A 16,703-nucleotide genomic window follows, 5' to 3' on the forward strand; every position below is an offset into this window, starting at 1 on the left:
AAACAAAATAGTAAATGCAGTTAACAGTTTGCTGTTGCTAAGGGGTGTGTAATTGATGTTTTTTTGACGAAAAAGTATAGTTTAGTCGCCATTGATAATTTGAATTGGTGATGCATTTGAAAATTCAGCTTTTCTTATACGTGAGCCTGTTACAACTATTCGTTCAGGTGCTTCTTCTTCTAATTCTACGTCTGAATTCAAGTCATTTTCTTGAGCTAGCGCGTTAGGCGCTAAGGCTACAGAGCCTAGCAATAAAGAGTATCTTATTGCATTTGATAGAGCTTTAGTTTTAAACATATGTAAATCCCTGAGATATTATTGTTATTTAAGCTATAAAGTTACAAAGTAAGATCATAGCGGTACAATAAATTTACATTGCAGAAACAAAATAGTAAATGCAGTTAACAGTTTGCTGTTGCTAAGGGGTGTGTAATTGATGTTTTTTTGACGAAAAAGTATAGTTTAGTCGCCATTGATAATTTGAATTGGTGATGCATTTGAAAATTCAGCTTTTCTTATACGTGAGCCTGTTACAACTATTCGTTCAGGTGCTTCTTCTTCTAATTCTACGTCTGAATTCAAGTCATTTTCTTGAGCTAGCGCGTTAGGCGCTAAGGCTACAGAGCCTAGCAATAAAGAGTATCTTATTGCATTTGATAGAGCTTTAGTTTTAAACATATGTAAATCCCTGAGATATTATTGTTATTTAAGCTATAAAGTTACAAAGTAAGATCATAGCGGTACAATAAATTTACATTGCAGAAACAAAATAGTAAATGCAGTTAACAGTTTGCTGTTGCTAAGGGGTGTGTAATTGATGTTTTTTTGACGAAAAAGTATAGTTTTTTAGGTAGTATTTTTTTTAATTTACTGTTTATTATATGATTTTATTGTTTGTAAATGAATGTGAACAGATGTAATCGGTATTTGCTTAATTAAGAAGGCTCCGCTTGATCTTCTAGGAGTGAGAATAGGAGTTAATAAGGCGCTTTGTACTTCTTTACCACGTATCAATTTTAATAAGTTCTCTACTACATTTGCCCAGCAACAGTGGTGTTTCGATCTATTGTAGTTAGTTGTGGGTTTACGTAACTTGCAATGGCTATGCTATCAAACTGACTGCTGCAACATCTTTTGGTACGTTTATATTAGCTTCTTTAAGCGCACGAATAGCAATAATAGCAACTGAGTTGCTTACAGCAAACAATGCGTTAAATTTTATGTTATTAGCGATAAGTGAACGGCGTGATACCTCCATTATTTAGTGGGTATAGCATTAGCCATTTTTCGCTCTCTTATTTTAACGTTATTAGCAAGTAATGCGCTAAATGATGTAAACAAGCTGATATTAAAAATAGTTATGTAAAAGAATTAGGGTAATTTGCTAATAGCGGCATTTTATTACCAGAATAAGCGTGGGATTGTATAGGTGCAAATAAAGCAGGTTATAAATTAGGTGAGGACACAAACTCAGCTACACCTAAAGTCTGGATACATGCAAAATATATTAAGCTGTTACGGTTACTCAGTGGTAAACGAGTTTGGGAGCATTATTTGATGGTTTCTGAGTAGTTTAAGTAATGGTTTTGAAATTATATGACATAAAAAAAGATCTTAATTAGGCGTTTTTTTTCTAAATTAAATTTCGTTTTTTGCAACGGTTTATAGGTTGTGAAATGTGGTGTGAATATTTATGCTAATTAAGTGGGATAATATTTTAATGGGGGTTTTAAGTGAATTGTATAAGAATTGTTCTTTAATAGTGCTTCTGGCGTTGTTTTTATAAATAATGGAGGCTGCATTTTATTCATTTTGTTGGTTTTGTAAATAACTAGCAATGTAAACCGTATGTTTGTTTTTTTGTTTTTATTTTGTTTTTTGGTTTTGTTCTTGATTTTTTGTTAATTTACTGTTTTTTATGGTGGTTTTCCTGTTAATTGCTGTCGCATTTTGTTGGCAAGTTTGTTTTTATTGTGTTATTAATTTGTTTCTCCTTACACGTTAAGGGGGTTAAATACTTTAAAATTAGTAGGCGTTATATAAAGTATTTAACGTAAGACATAAAAAATAATAATCTAATTATCTAGGGATAAATCAAAAATGAACCATAATTTTTCTAAGACATTTAAACGCTCATTCACTGCTGCAGCAGTTGCAATGACGTTAAGTGCGGCAATGCCAGCAATGGCAGATAACGTTAACGGCGCTATCAAAGGTAGCTTAACGGCTCAGTCAGGTGTTTCATTAGCGGGTGCATCAATAACAATAACAGATGAAAGCAAAGGTTATTCTAAAACACTAACTGCTGATGCAAATGGTGAGTTTGATCTTAAGCAAGTGCCAGTAGGTAAGTATGATATTACAGTATCCCAATCTGGTTTTGACCAAGCTCAAGTTAAAGATGTTGTTATAGGGGTAGGTAAAACAGCTCTCATTGAAATTCCACTAACTACGGGTAATATCGAAAGAATTGCTGTTGTAGGTGGCTCTATTCGTGCAATAGATGTTTCTGCATCAGAGTCTTCATTAAATATTAGCTCTGAAGAATTATCGCTACTACCAATATCTCGCTCAGTAACTTCAGTAGCATTGCTTGCGCCTGGCGCAACTGAAGGGGACAGTCGTTTTGGCGACCAAGCTTCATTTGGTGGTGCTTCTGTAGCTGAAAATGCTTATTACGTGAATGGTCTAAATATGACTAATTTCCGAAATGGTCTTGGCGGTGCAACAATCCCATTTACCGCGTACGATAGCTTCCAAGTTAAAACGGGTGGTTATTCTGCAGAGTTCGGGCGTACTACCGGTGGATTAATCTCATCAGTTACTAAATCTGGTTCTAATGATTTCCACTTTGGTGTTGAAACGATTTATTCATCTGACTCGTTAAGTGAGCAAGCTCCTAACTCACTTTACAAACAAAATGATCGTTGTGAAGATGCAGACGGGCACTGTATTGGTGATTTATATGTTAATAACCAAGACGACTACGACAATTCATTTGAAACAAGTATTTATGCTTCAGGTGCGATAGTTGAAGACACATTATTTTTCTATGGTATTTATACTGCAAGAGATAATGACTACGAATACGGTAATGCATCTCAAACAGATTTAACAGTTGAAAAAGATGATGACCCATATTACCTAGCTCGTTTTGATTGGAATATTAACGAAGATCATCAACTAATGCTTTGGGGCTTTAGTGATAAACGAACTTATTCAGAAAAAACAATTTCAGATCCTGAAGGAAATGGTAATTATACTGAAGATGGTGGTACAGCTTACCATAAGCGAGGCGGAGAAAGTTTTGCAGTTCGTTATACTGGTAACCTTACAGATGACCTAAGTATGTCAGCAATGTATGGTCAGGTTAAGTTTTCAGAAACTGATTACTCAGACTTTGATGATTGTCCTACAGGTTATGATGCCGATTTAGGTGAGGATACTACGTGTTATGTAAACTTTACCGTTGGTGAAAATGAAGATAAACGTGAGCAATTGCGCGTTGACTTTGATTACTACCTAAACGATGAGCATACGCTAAAATTTGGCTATGATTCTGAAACTAATACAGCTGATTCAACAACACAAAACTCTGGTGGCGTTTACTACTATTATCGTACATACGAAGAAGGCGCTAGACTGGCTAATGGTTATGTCTTACCTGAAGAAATGAAGACAACACGTGTACGCGATTATAAAAATGGCGGTTCGTTTGAAGTAGAAAACTGGGCTATTTATATTGAAGATCAATGGTCAGTTACTGAAGATTTAACATTAACATTAGGTCTTCGTAATGATAGTTTTACTAACTACAATGCAGATGGCGAAGAGTTTGTTTCTATCGACAATCAAATTGCTCCTCGCTTAGGTGGTTCTTGGGATATTAATGGAGATGGCGATAGTAAGTTGTTCTTCACTGCTGGTCGTTATTACCTACCAGTAGCAGCTAATACAAATATTCGTTTAGCTGGTGCAGAAACATTTATCCAAACTTGGTATGCCTTTGAAGGGTTAAATGCTGACGGTACTCCTGTAGGTTTAGGTACTCAGCTAGGTGATCCTGCTATTTCTAATGGTGGTGACGGTACTGCGAAACCATCAAATACCTTATCTGATAAAGATCTTGAACCAATGTATAACGATGAGTATATGATTGGTTATCAAGCAGCAATTAATGATGATTGGTCATGGGGTATCAAAGCAACTTACCGTGTTTTAGGTAATCAAATTGATGATGGTTCTTATATCTTTAATGATGAAAATGGTGAATATTTAGGTGAAAACTGGTTCTTATTTAATCCTGGTAATGGCGCTACTTTCAATTTCGATCTTGATGGTGACGGCACCACTGAAGAATATAGCTTTACTGCACAAGAGTTAGGTTACCCGGAAGCTAAGCGTAAATACGCATCAGTTGATTTAACATTAGAAAAAACATGGGATCAGGTTTGGTCTTTAAAAGCGCTATACACATGGTCTCACAACTATGGTAATACAGAAGGTTTTGTTAAATCTGATAATGGTCAAGATGATGCTGGTCTTACGCAAGATTGGGATTACCCTTATTTAATGGATGGTGCTAATGGTAATCTACCTGCAGATCGTCGTCATAACATTAAAATTTATGGTGCTTTTGCTGTTACAGAAGACTTCCTAATTGGTGCTAATGTTAATATCGCATCTGGACGTCCTTGGACTGCTTTAGGTCAAGGTTATACTCCAGACCCTGATCAATACGTATACGGTGATACTTACTACGTAGGTGACAAACGTTTCCCTCGTGGCAGCATGGGTACTACACCATGGACAGCACGTTTAGATCTTAACTTTACTTATAACCTTCGCTTTAACGATCAGAAAGTTCGTTTAGCTATGGATATATTTAACGTATTTGATGCCTCTACTGAAACTCGTTACGACGAAGCTGCAGAAATAGCTGCTGGCGATGGAAATGCTACATTTGGTTTAGCTCAGGCTTACCAGTCTCCTCGTAGAATTCAATTATCAGCGTCTTACGATTTCTAATAACTTGTTAGTATGAGTTAAAAGTTGTTTAATAAAAAAGCCTCATTAGAGGCTTTTTTTATATTTAAATTTTGAATTTTGTGAGATAGGAATACATCAGAAAGAAAAGTGAAATGAATAGATAAAAATATACTGAATAAAATTTAAGTAGTTGTAACTGGCAATTAAAATGGTTTGTTAATTCTGCTTTATTTTATCAGGCAGGCTCAGCTTGACCTTCTAGGAATTAGAATAGGAGCTAATAGGGTACTTTGCACTTCTTCACCACGTATCAGTTTTAATAAGTTCTCTACGAGCATTTGCCCAGCAACAGTGGTGTTTTGCTCTATCGTCGTTAGCGGTGGGTTTACATAACTAGCAATGGCTATGTTATCAAAGCCGACTACCGCAACATCTTTTGGCACGTTAATATTTGCTTCTTTAAGCGCACGTATAGCGCCAATAGCAATTAAGTCGCTTGCAGCAAATAAGGCGTTAAATTTAATATTATTAGCAATGAGTGAGCGAGTGGCGTGATACCCAGATTCTTCAGTAGATATAGCATTAGCCATTTTACGCTCGTTAATTTTTACGTTGTTAGCCAGTAGCTCATCTTTAAAGCCCTGAAAACGACTAAAGAATTCAGGGCTATGATCAGATGCATCACCAATAAAAGCGCAATCAGTTCTGCTGTGAGCAATAAAGTGCTCAGCGGCGAGCTTACCGCCACCGTAGTTATCACAACAAACAGTTAAATCTGGGCGATTATCAACCGTTGCACCCCAACAAACAAACTTAGTGTTTTGTTCAAGTAAGGTGTTAAATTTTGGTTGGTAATCAATGTAATCGCCATAACCGAGTAAAATAATACCATCGGCTCTGTGGCTATCTTCATAGTCTGCTTGCCAATCAGCACTGGCCGATTGAAATGATACTAATAAATCGTAACCTTCTTTAGCGCAAGCACGGGTAATGCTGCCAAGCATGGCTAAAAAGAAAGGATTAATTTGTGATTCATCAGAAGTAGGGTCTTCGAAAAGAAGTAATGCAAGTGTGCTGCTTTGTTGTGTACGCAAGTTGCTGGCATTTTTATCAACTTTATAATTAAGCTTTTTAGCTATATCGAAAACACGCTTACGTGTTTCTTCATTAACAAGATGGCTGTTACGTAAAGCGCGAGATACAGTTGATTGAGATACCCCTGCATAGTGGGCAATATCAAATGAGGTGGCTTTACCTTTCATTGTTACAACTTAATTAATTTGATAAATAATTGTGTCATTTTCGTTTATTAATGAATAATTTCAAGCTTTTTGTGAATTAACGTATATTTTTATTGATAAACGGCTGACACCGGTGTCATAATATAAATGTTTTATCATTTTGTTGTCAAAACGTATTCGCTGTTTATATTTTATAGGCAGCATTTTTTACTGTGATAGCTACTTTGAGGTGATAGCTCAAAGTATAAATAACAATGGTATACCATTGTAAAATAATAAGCACGAGTCGCTTAACAAAAGAGATAATACTATGAGCCTAAACTCTTCTGCCCAATTTGATCCCATCCTAGTTGCTGATGTTGGCGGCACTAATGCCCGCTTTGCTTTAATAACTGCTTTTAATGAAAATACTAACCAATTTGTAATAGAGCACATTAATATTTTTCCTAGTGCTAATTTTGGTTCACTTGAAAGTGCGCTTGAGCAATATTTACAAACAGTCTCGCATATTACACCTAAACGCGCATGTTTAGCCGTTGCAGGTCCAATAAAAGCTGGGCAGGTACATTTAACCAATTTAGGTTGGCATTTTAGTGTTAGTGAATTTAAAACTCATTTTGATTTACAGCAACTAGAGGTCATTAACGATTTTGCTGCCTTTGCATATGCGGCTCCTTACTTAGATCCTAAACAAAATGTCATTGTTAAATCAGGTCAAGCTGATGACAATGCTAACATTGGTGTTATAGGTCCAGGTACTGGTTTTGGTGCCGCGTGCTTAGTTAGAACGTCGCAATCTACCGCTGTTTTAAGTTCAGAAGGGGGGCATATATCGCTTGCACCTGTTAATGAACTCGATACTTTACTATTAAATGAATTACGTAAAGATCATCCCCATGTTTCTATCGAAACTGTATTTTCAGGCCCTGGCATAACGCATTTATACAAAGCGATGTCTGCGGTTAAGGGTGTAACAGCTAAAAATTTAGATGCTGCGCAAATAAGTAGTCTAGCAAATAGCGGTGAATGTGCTGTGTGCGATGCAACGCTTAATCAATTTTGTGATTGGATCGGCAGTGTAGCTGGCGATTTAGCCGTTGTTTACGGTGCTTTAGGCGGACTATTTATTGGCGGTGGAATACTGCCTCGTATGCAAGCAAGACTTCTAGAGAGTCGTTTTGTTGAACGATTTTCTCAAAAGGGTATTATGTCGCAATACGCAGGGCAAATTCCTGTAATACTTGTAACACAAGATAATATTCCACTAATTGGTGCCGCAGCGTGTTTGCACAACAGCAAATAAGGAGCTTTCCTTGTTCGCATTTGGAAAAATAGAGTGATGAAAAAAGTAACAATAAACAGTGTGGCAAGTCATGCTGGTGTTTCTAAAAAAACCGTATCACGCGTTTTAAATAACGAGCCTAATGTTAGTGCTGCAACCCGAGAAAAGGTGCTTGCGGTATTTAAAGAACTCGATTACACCCCAAATCCAATTGCACGAGGCCTTGCACAAAATCGTAGCTTTATTATTGGGTGTCTTTACGATAACCCAAGTAAAAGCTACATTACTCGCGTGCAAACGGGTGCTTTAGAAGCATGTAAAGAAAATAACTATAATTTATTGATACATCCTTGTGAATTTCGTGGTGAAGCCCTTATAAATAATATTGAGCAATTACTACAGACTTCTCGATTAGATGGCATTGTGCTAACACCTCCTTTTGGTGATTTTGCAGAGCTTGTTACTTTTTTAAAATCTAAAAAAATTCCTTACGCAAGAGTTGCGTCAGCTTTACTTCAAGATGATTCTATTTCAGTTCGTAGTAATGATGAGCAAGGCGCATTTGAAATTACTGAACATCTAATTAGTCTTGGGCATAAATCTATAGCGTTTATTAAAGGACACCCAGATCACAGTGCCACGCAACAACGCTTTAAAGGCTACAGGCGTTCACTTGCAAGCCATGGAATAGAGTTTGATGAGCGCTTAGTAGAGGAGGGTAACTTTAGTTATCACTCAGGTGTAGATAGTGCACGCAGTATTTTAGATTTGTCTCCTAGGCCAACAGCTGTATTTGCATCAAACGATTACATGGCGGCAGCGGTATTAAAATTAGCTACCCAGCGCCAATTAAAAGTGCCTGATGATATTTCAATAGCCGGCTTTGATAATGCACCCATTGCACGTCATATTTGGCCTGGTTTAACGACTATTGCACAGCCCGTTGAAGAGATGACTAAACAAGCCGTAACTCAACTTATTTCACACATAGCTCAACCGCAAGAACAGCCGTATCAGGTAACGCTTGAGTCGCGCTTAATTACACGTGAGTCTACCTCTGCGATAAAATAGTGAGTTAAAAACACTTTCACAGTAGCCCGAATATGAGTGACGCTTATTCGGGCTTTTTTTTGCTCTGAACTTGCTAAAATATACTTTGTGCCTAAAAATCAATTAGGTCATTATTCGGTCATGTTAAAATATTAAACTATTTTTGTTACCCGGGGTTGACACCGGTGTCATTGCTATGCGTTAATACAGTGACACCGGTGTCAGGGTTGTTGTGAGAGGCTCCCTGGTAGCGTACCTTTGAACGGGTAAATCAAAGATGCTCAGTACAGTTATTTACGTGGAGTCTGTAGTTGCTACTGAGCCTTTATCCTCTAACTAATAGAGATGAGTTAAATTATGTTACATCCTCGTATCCAAGAAGTTACCCAGCGCGTTATCGAACGCAGTAAAAATACCCGTCAAGATTATTTAGAACGTATTTCGCACGCAAAAAAACAAACAAGAGTTCGTGCCGGTTTAGGTTGCGGAAATATAGCCCATGTTATGGCTGCATGTAGCAGTGATGACAAAGCGCGCTTAAAAGCTGATGAGCAGCCAAATCTTGCTATTATCAACTCATATAACGATATGCTATCGGCTCATGTGCCATACAAAGACTACCCAGATTTAATTAAAGACATTGCTACCAAATACGATGCTACAGCACAAGTTGCTGGTGGCGTTCCTGCAATGTGTGATGGTGTTACGCAAGGGCGTGACGGCATGGAACTTTCGCTTTTTTCTCGTGATGTAATTGCTATGTCTACGGCAATATCGCTTTCACACGATGTGTTTGATGGCGTTTTTTGTTTAGGCGTTTGCGACAAAATCGTCCCGGGTTTATTAATTGGTGCATTGTCGTTTGGTCATTTACCTGTGTTCTTTTTACCAGCAGGTCCAATGCAATCAGGTATTCCTAATAAAGAAAAAGCACGTATTCGTCAAAAATTTGCACAAGGTCTAGTAAGTCGCGAAGACTTATTAGAGGCTGAAAGCGCGTCTTATCACAGCGCAGGTACTTGTACGTTCTACGGTACTGCAAACTCAAACCAAATGTTAATGGAAATAATGGGCTTACACCTTCCAGGTAGTTCGTTTATTAATCCTTACACTGAGCTTCGCGATGGTCTTACAGGTAATGCTGTAGAAACTATGCTTAAGCAGCTTACAGATGATAAAGAAAGCCCGTGTTTGGCCGATGTGATCAGCGAAAAAACGATTATAAACGGTTTAGTAGGCCTGCTTTCTACAGGTGGTTCTACTAACCATGCAATTCATATTGTTGCGATAGCAAAAGCTGCCGGCATTCAGGTTACGTGGAAAGATATGTCTGATTTATCAGAAGTTGTACCACTACTTACACGTATTTACCCTAACGGCTCTGCAGATGTAAACCACTTCCAAGCAGCTGGTGGTATGGGTTTCTTAATGCGAGAGCTAGCAAGCGCTGGTTACTTACACACAGACGTTAAAACAATGCTAGGCGATGGTTTAGCACCTTACATGACAGAGCCTCGTTTGGATAAAGACGATAGCCTGATCATGAGCAACTCAACCGGCCCAACTAAAGTTAAATGGGTAGATTGCCCAGCAAACTCACACGATGAAGAAGTACTTCGCCCAGTGAGTAACCCTTTTAGTAAGCAAGGTGGTCTGCAACTTCTAACGGGTAACTTAGGTAAAGCTGTTATTAAAGTGTCAGCTGTTGCTATTGAACATCAGGTTGTTACTGCTCCTGCAAAAGTATTTAGCTCACAAAGTGCTCTGCAAGATGCATACACGCGTGGCGAATTAAACCAAGACTTTATTGCCGTGCTAAAAGAGCAAGGCCCTAAAGCGAAAGGTATGCCAGAGCTACATAAATTAACGCCAGTAATGGCAACGCTTCAAGATGAAGGCTTTAAAGTAGCCATTGTTACTGACGGTCGTATGTCGGGTGCATCAGGTAAAGTACCAGCTGCTATTCACTTAGCACCAGAGGCAGTAGAAGGCGGCATTATTGCTAAAATCCGAGAAGGTGATTTAGTGACACTTGATGCGCCAAACGGAATATTAAAAGTACACGTTAGCGACGAAGAACTTGCTAAACGTGAAGCAGAACTTAGCCTGCCAAGTGCAACATTTGGTACAGGTCGCGAATTATTTACTGGATTTAGAAATATCGTAAGCAGTGCCGATTTAGGCGCGAGTGCTTTTGGACTTGAATAAATATTAGCCATACTGGGTAATGAGGAACAAGTAATGAGTATTGAAAAAATCTTAGCATCGGCACCCGTAGTGCCAGTGGTTGTAATCGAAAAATTAGAAGATGCAGCACCACTTGCAAGAGCGTTATATAACGGTGGCCTAAAAGCCTTAGAAATAACACTTCGTACACCTATTGCTGCAGAAGCTGTAAAGCTGATGAAAGCAGAAGTACCTGAAGCCTATGTAGGTACTGGTACGGTAGTAGATAAAGCAAGTTTTGATCTTTCGGTTGCCGCAGGTGCAGATTTTATGGTGAGTCCAGGTGTGAGCGATGAGCTTATTGCTTTAGCTAAAACATCAGATATACCATTTTTACCGGGCGCTGCAACTGCAAGTGAAGTTATGCAACTTGCGTCGCATGGTTTTAAGTATTTAAAATTCTTCCCTGCAGAAGCTGCAGGCGGAACAGCAATGCTTAAATCAATCGGTGGCCCATTACCACATATTACTTTTTGCCCAACTGGCGGCATTAGCCTAGCAACTGCACCGAACTATTTAGCGCTTAACAACGTTATTTGTGTTGGTGGTACGTGGATGCTAGATAAACAACTAATTGAAAATAAAGACTGGCAAGCAATTGAAGCGCTTGCTCGCCAAGCAAGTGAACTTAAATAGGAGTCTAAAATGATTAATGTAGCAATTAACGGTTACGGCCGTATCGGTAGAAATGTTTTACGTGCACTTTATGAGTCAGCTCAAAACAGCGAAATTAAAATTGTAGCAATTAACGATTTAGCACCAGCTAACGTTAATGCACATTTAACGCAGTATGACTCAGTTCATGGTCAATTTTCTAAAAAAGTAACACTTGAAAATAACACCATGTTAATTGACGATGACGTAATTACGTTAACGCAAGAACGCGACCCTGCAAATTTACCGTGGAAAGCACTAAACGTCGATATCGTTTTAGAATGTACTGGTTTTTTCACTAAACGTGATGACGCTGCTAAGCATATTACAGCGGGTGCTAAAAAAGTAATCGTTTCTGCTCCAGGTAAAGATATGGATGCAACAGTGGTTCATGGTGTAAACAGCGATGTAATTAACGCTGATAGCCAAATCATCTCAAATGCATCGTGTACTACTAACTGTTTAGCACCACTTGCAAAAGCAATTAACGACACAGTAGGTATTGAAAAGGGGAGTATGACAACGATTCATTCTTATACGAATGATCAAAACTTATCTGACGTATACCACCCAGATCTATACCGTGCTCGTAGTGCGACTCAATCTATGATCCCAACTAAAACAGGTGCTGCGGCAGCTGTTGGTTTAGTATTACCAGAACTTGCTGGTAAATTAGACGGTATGTCGGTACGTGTACCAACAATCAACGTATCTTTAGTTGATTTTACGTTTATTACTAAGCGCGATACGACTGCAGAAGAAATCAATGCAATCATGAAAGAAGCGTCAACGGGTTCAATGAAAGATATTTTACAATATAATGAGCTTCCGCTTGTTTCTATCGACTTTAACCATAACCCAGCGTCATCTATCTTTGATGCAACGCAAACTAAAGCCGATGGCAATTTAGTTAAAGTAATGGCTTGGTACGACAACGAATGGGGTTTCTCAAACCGCATGTTAGACCAAGTTAAAGCATTAGGTGCGTTTTTATAATACAGCCCTAATGATGTAAAGTTTTAGCTTTATCCAACCAAGCCACGCACTGCGTGGCTTTTTTGCGTTTGGTTTATCTGTATATTTGCAACTCAGACTATGGAAGGAACTATTTGTATTTTTTATACCCTAAATTTTGTTAATATGTGGGTGTGTAAATCAATGGAATTTCGTTGTATTTAATTAACTCAACGAAGCAAGGAATAATAAAAATGATCAGAGCTTTATCACGAAAGGTATTTCGCACAAATCATCTTCAGATAGGTGAGGGCAACATAAGTGGCTACATAGCCTGCTTTTTAGCAATACTGAGTTGCTTAGGCGTATTAGCGTTTCACTTTCCTGAATACTTAACCACACCAGAACTACGCAAAAGCTACAGTGTCGACTTTTTACGTCAGCTTATGTTTGCATCATTATTGGTCTCGGGCAGTTTAGGATTACTTAACTTTGTACGCAATACCAATAAGCGTTTAGGGGCTACAGCGTGGTTTTTTATTTTACTCGCTATTATGTTTGGCGGACCAAACGTTGAGGTAAATGAGTTTGCTAGCGACACACCTTACATAGGGCTAGATTGGTTTATTTTAGATTTACTCGGCTCAACACTCATATTTATTGTTATTGAAAAGCTGCTACCCCATCGAAAAGAGCAAAAAATATTACGTAGCGAATGGCGAGGCGATTTAAACCACTTTTTCGTAAACCATTTAATTATTGGTTTTGTATTACTCGTTACTAACCACTTTGTGCATTATGGTTTTGGCTGGGCTGTATCATCTACAGTACAAGGTTATATAGAGCAAACACCATTTGTAGTGCAGTTGTTTTTAATAATACTCGTGGCTGATTTAATGCAGTATTGGGTGCATCGTGCTTATCACGAAGTCCCTTTATTATGGCGCTTTCATGGCGTACATCACAGTGCTAAAGAAATGGATTGGTTAGCGGGCTCTCGCCAACATATTCTTGAAATACTCGTAACTCGCAGCTTAGTGCTCACACCCATATTTGTACTTGGATTTTCACAGCAAATAATTAGTTTATACGTAATAATTGTGGGTTTGCAGGCTGTGTTTAATCATGCAAATGTACGTGTTAAATTTGGTTGGTTAAAGTATTTTATGGTTACACCGCAGTTTCACCATTGGCATCATGCGTCAGATAAAGCTGCGATTGACCGCAATTACGCTGCGCATTTTTCGTTTTTAGATTACGCGTTTGGTACTGCTGTTAAAGGCCAAAAAGAGTGGCCACAAGCGTATGGCGTAGTCGGGGATTACATGCCGGTAGGTATGCTTAAACAACAGGTTTACCCGTTTAAGCGCACTAAATGAGCTCGATTAATTCAATAAACATAAACTAAAAAAAGAGCAACGTGTTACACGTTGCTCTTTTTTATGACTCTACTCAATTATATATTTAGCTCTTCTAATAACTCAGTAAATGTAGGTCTTTGATTTAATGAAGGTTGCATAGCACACTTTGCCATATCGGACATTTCACCAAATAGCTCACTTTGCCTATCATCACCGGTTACCGTGCCTAATAAGTCTTCAATTAAACAGCCCAAAGCTCTTACTTCTATCCACTCTAGTTGCTTTTGTTGATACTCACTTAGCATCGTTAAATTAGTTGCAGCACCAAAATCACCAAACAGAACGTCATGGTTTTGGTTAACCATAGTGTTATGCGCATAAATGTCGCCGTGACTTACTTCACGAACATGTAAGTGATGTAAGGTACTTACCATTTGCTGTGCAATTTTTAAAATAGCTTGAGTTGAGTAATGGCAATCATTGTTAAAGGTATCACGCGTACAGGTTTCAAGGCTTGGAGGCAGGCCTAAATTAGCAAAGCTTTTATCTATTAGCTCCATCACTAAACCTAACTGATCACTTTGTTCAATGTAGGCAAGTACTTTAATTAAATTAGCGTGATCGTCTGCTTGTAAGCAGCAATTTACTTCATCAAGCGGGTAGCCGTCGCTGGTAATTGCACCTTTAAATAATTTAATCGCTACAGCGCTATCAGCAGCTTGTGCTAAATGAATAACGCCCGATGCACCTTGGCCAATAACATGACTAAGCGTGTAATCGTTAAGAGGTTTATTTTCTAAGCTGCACTTTGTAAGGCACTGGGCTTTATTAAAATCGTTACCGGCAAACGCAAGCCAAGCAAGTTTAGGGAGTTCAAACAGCCAGTCGTCTACGTGTGTTAAGTTATTAGCAGAGAGCCTAACAAGCTCGAGGTTTTTACACTGCGCCATGCTACTTGGCAGTTGCTTAAGTTGATTGCCCGCAAGCGCGAGCTTTTTAAGTTGGGTGTAATTACCAAAGTCTTCAGGCAATTCGCTTAACGTATTATCGGTGAGTATGAGCCACTCAATATTTTTTGGCAGGCTGTTTAAAGCAAATTCAGAAATTTGGTTACCCTTCAACGCGACCATAATTAAAGCAGGGCATTTAGCCAGCACAGCAGGAATATGCTTAAACTGATTAAACGATAAAAATACACGCTTAAGGTGTGTTAAACAGGCAAATTCATCAGGTAGTGTTGATAAGTTATTATTTGATAAATCGAGAACTTCAAGCGTGTCAGCTAAACTAAAAATTTCTTCAGGAAATGTCGTTAGCTCTTCTACCAATTGCAGGCGAGTAGCGCCAACAAGTTTGCCACTTTTAAGCTCTTTAAGGGAGTTCATATTAATACCATGTTCTAAAAATGAAAAAGCCAACATAGCTGTTGGCTTAAAGTCGTTCTAACTTACTAAATCGCTCTTTAGAATTGCGCGTTATGGTAAACGTTTTGTACGTCGTCGCAATCTTCTAGCATGGCTAAAAAGCGTTCCATAACTTCAACGTCTTCGCCTTCAATCGGCGTTTCAATTTGTGGCACAAAGCTAATTAGGTCTTCGTCAAATTCAGTCACGCCCATTTCTTCAAGCGCTGTACGTGTGTTGTTGTACTCTGTGTGAGGAGCAAAAACAGTAACTTTACCGTCATCAACTTCTACGTCAGTTACATCAACATCAGCCATCATTAATGCTTCAAGTACTGCTTCGTCGTCATCACCGTCAAATACAAAAATAGCAAGGTGATCAAATAAATGTGAAACAGAGTTTTGAGCGCCAATTTTAGCATTTGCTTTAGTAAAACAAACACGTACATCAGCAAAGGTACGCTTGTTGTTGTCTGTTAAACAGTCAACAATAATCATACAGTTACCAGGGCCGTAACCTTCGTAACGTGTTGCTGAGTAGTCTTCGCCGCCGCCACCTTTTGCTTTGTCGATTGCGCGGTCAATAACGTGTGCTGGTACTTGGTCTTTTTTAGCGCGTTCAATTAAACGACGTAATGATAAGTTACCATCTGGATCTACACCGCCGTTTTTAGCACAAATATAAATTTCTTTGCCGTACTTAGAATAAACTTTAGTTTTAGCACCCGCAGTCTTAGCCATTGAATCTTTTTTGTTTTGGTAAGCTCTTCCCATCTGCGTTTCGCCTTAATATATGTAAATAATAGAATAAAATTATAATGCGTATTCTAAAGGTAAATGCATTCAAGGGCTAGTAAGTATTAAAGCCGATTAAAACTGTAGCGTTTAAAGTCCATCTAAAGTGCATTTTAGTGAGGGGATTATCGAGGGATTTAGACGTTGGAATTATATCTATTATTGTAAATTTAACTCAATAAAAAAGGCAACCTGTATAACAGGTTGCCTTACTAAGTAATAAAAAGTATGTATTACTTACCAAATACGTACACGTTCATCTTCAGGAAGGTATAACTCATCGCCTGGTTTTACATCAAACGCTTTGTACCATGCATCGTGGTTACGTGGCGCTTGTGCTCTAAAGCGACCTGGGGCATGTGTGCCACCACGCAGTTGGTTAAGCATGCTTTGCTCAGTACGTTTTTCTTTCCATACTTGTGCCCACGCAAGGAAGAAACGTTGATCCCCAGTAATACCGTCAATAACAGGCGCTTCTTTACCATTTAAACTTAGCTTGTACGCGTGATAGGCCATTGATAAGCCACCTACATCACCAATGTTTTCACCTAGGCTATTGCGACCATTAACAAAGTTACCTTCGATTGGCTCGTATTTACTGTACTGTGCAGCCAGTTGATCGGCTTTTTTATCAAATGCAGCGCGGTCAGCATCAGTCCACCAGTTACGTTGCACACCGTTTTCATCTGATTTTGAACCTTGATCGTCAAACCCATGACCCATTTCGTGTCCAATTACAGCGCCAATAC

13 protein-coding genes and 2 pseudogenes are annotated in these 16,703 nt (G+C 38.5%); 8 read left to right on the plus strand and 7 right to left on the minus strand.

All coding sequences use genetic code 11. The features are described from left to right. Window positions 1-81: 81 nt before the first annotated feature. From L654_RS0110455 to L654_RS1000000128685, 3 genes and pseudogenes are all read right to left on the minus strand, one after another. A complete protein-coding gene (locus tag L654_RS0110455) occupies window positions 82-297 on the minus strand; it encodes a hypothetical protein (protein ID WP_024607973.1) in 216 nt (71 codons plus the stop codon). Window positions 298-462: 165 nt separating this feature from the next. Then, complete coding sequence (locus tag L654_RS0110460; protein ID WP_024607973.1) at window positions 463-678, minus strand: hypothetical protein; 216 nt, start codon at window positions 676-678, stop codon at window positions 463-465. Window positions 679-948: 270 nt separating this feature from the next. After that, window positions 949-1,323: pseudogene (locus L654_RS1000000128685) on the minus strand (substrate-binding domain-containing protein); the annotation flags it as partial. Between the two features lie 12 nt (window positions 1,324-1,335). Between L654_RS1000000128685 and L654_RS1000000128260 the strand changes: the two are divergent. Continuing rightward, a pseudogene (locus L654_RS1000000128260) lies at window positions 1,336-1,572 on the plus strand (hypothetical protein); the annotation flags it as partial. 528 nt (window positions 1,573-2,100) lie between these two features. Then, on the plus strand, window positions 2,101-5,028 hold the full coding sequence (locus L654_RS0110470; protein ID WP_024607974.1) for a TonB-dependent receptor: 2,928 nt from the start codon (window positions 2,101-2,103) through the stop codon (window positions 5,026-5,028). A gap of 206 nt (window positions 5,029-5,234) precedes the next feature. Here L654_RS0110470 and L654_RS0110475 read toward each other — a convergent pair whose 3' ends face one another. After that, a complete protein-coding gene (locus L654_RS0110475) occupies window positions 5,235-6,251 on the minus strand; it encodes a LacI family DNA-binding transcriptional regulator (RefSeq protein WP_007582612.1) in 1,017 nt (338 codons plus the stop codon). A 289-nt stretch (window positions 6,252-6,540) separates the two neighbouring features. On the opposite strand from L654_RS0110475, the gene glk reads away from it, so the two are divergent. The 6 genes from glk (at window position 6,541) to L654_RS0110505 (ending at window position 13,775) form a co-directional block, all read left to right on the plus strand. Then, a complete protein-coding gene (gene glk / locus L654_RS0110480) occupies window positions 6,541-7,533 on the plus strand; it encodes a glucokinase (RefSeq protein WP_024599394.1) in 993 nt (330 codons plus the stop codon). Window positions 7,534-7,569: 36 nt separating this feature from the next. Then, on the plus strand, window positions 7,570-8,583 hold the full coding sequence (locus tag L654_RS0110485) for a LacI family DNA-binding transcriptional regulator (RefSeq protein ID WP_007582617.1): 1,014 nt from the start codon (window positions 7,570-7,572) through the stop codon (window positions 8,581-8,583). Between the two features lie 336 nt (window positions 8,584-8,919). Continuing rightward, entirely contained in the window at window positions 8,920-10,770 is a 1,851-nt protein-coding gene (gene edd / locus L654_RS0110490; RefSeq protein WP_007582619.1) for a phosphogluconate dehydratase, read from the plus strand. 33 nt (window positions 10,771-10,803) lie between these two features. Beyond that, window positions 10,804-11,424 (plus strand): bifunctional 4-hydroxy-2-oxoglutarate aldolase/2-dehydro-3-deoxy-phosphogluconate aldolase, encoded by a 621-nt coding sequence (eda, locus tag L654_RS0110495; RefSeq protein ID WP_002959756.1) that lies wholly within the window; start codon window positions 10,804-10,806, stop codon window positions 11,422-11,424. A 9-nt stretch (window positions 11,425-11,433) separates the two neighbouring features. Then, entirely contained in the window at window positions 11,434-12,438 is a 1,005-nt protein-coding gene (gene gap, locus L654_RS0110500) for a type I glyceraldehyde-3-phosphate dehydrogenase (protein ID WP_007582622.1), read from the plus strand. 212 nt (window positions 12,439-12,650) lie between these two features. Beyond that, window positions 12,651-13,775, plus strand: coding sequence for a sterol desaturase family protein (locus L654_RS0110505; protein WP_024607975.1), 1,125 nt, complete (start codon window positions 12,651-12,653; stop codon window positions 13,773-13,775). Between the two features lie 77 nt (window positions 13,776-13,852). On the opposite strand, the gene L654_RS0110510 is transcribed toward L654_RS0110505, so the two are convergent. The 3 genes from L654_RS0110510 to L654_RS0110520 form a co-directional block, all read right to left on the minus strand. Then, window positions 13,853-15,142, minus strand: coding sequence for a leucine-rich repeat-containing protein kinase family protein (locus L654_RS0110510; protein ID WP_033027794.1), 1,290 nt, complete (start codon window positions 15,140-15,142; stop codon window positions 13,853-13,855). Between the two features lie 77 nt (window positions 15,143-15,219). Then, window positions 15,220-15,933, minus strand: coding sequence for a YebC/PmpR family DNA-binding transcriptional regulator (locus L654_RS0110515; protein WP_010555049.1), 714 nt, complete (start codon window positions 15,931-15,933; stop codon window positions 15,220-15,222). A 258-nt stretch (window positions 15,934-16,191) separates the two neighbouring features. Next, on the minus strand, window positions 16,192-16,703 hold a 512-nt coding region (locus L654_RS0110520; RefSeq protein ID WP_029753573.1), incomplete at its 5' end, for a M13-type metalloendopeptidase.

Source organism: Pseudoalteromonas sp. TAB23 (genome assembly GCF_000498075.1).
Lineage (GTDB): Bacteria > Pseudomonadota > Gammaproteobacteria > Enterobacterales > Alteromonadaceae > Pseudoalteromonas > Pseudoalteromonas arctica.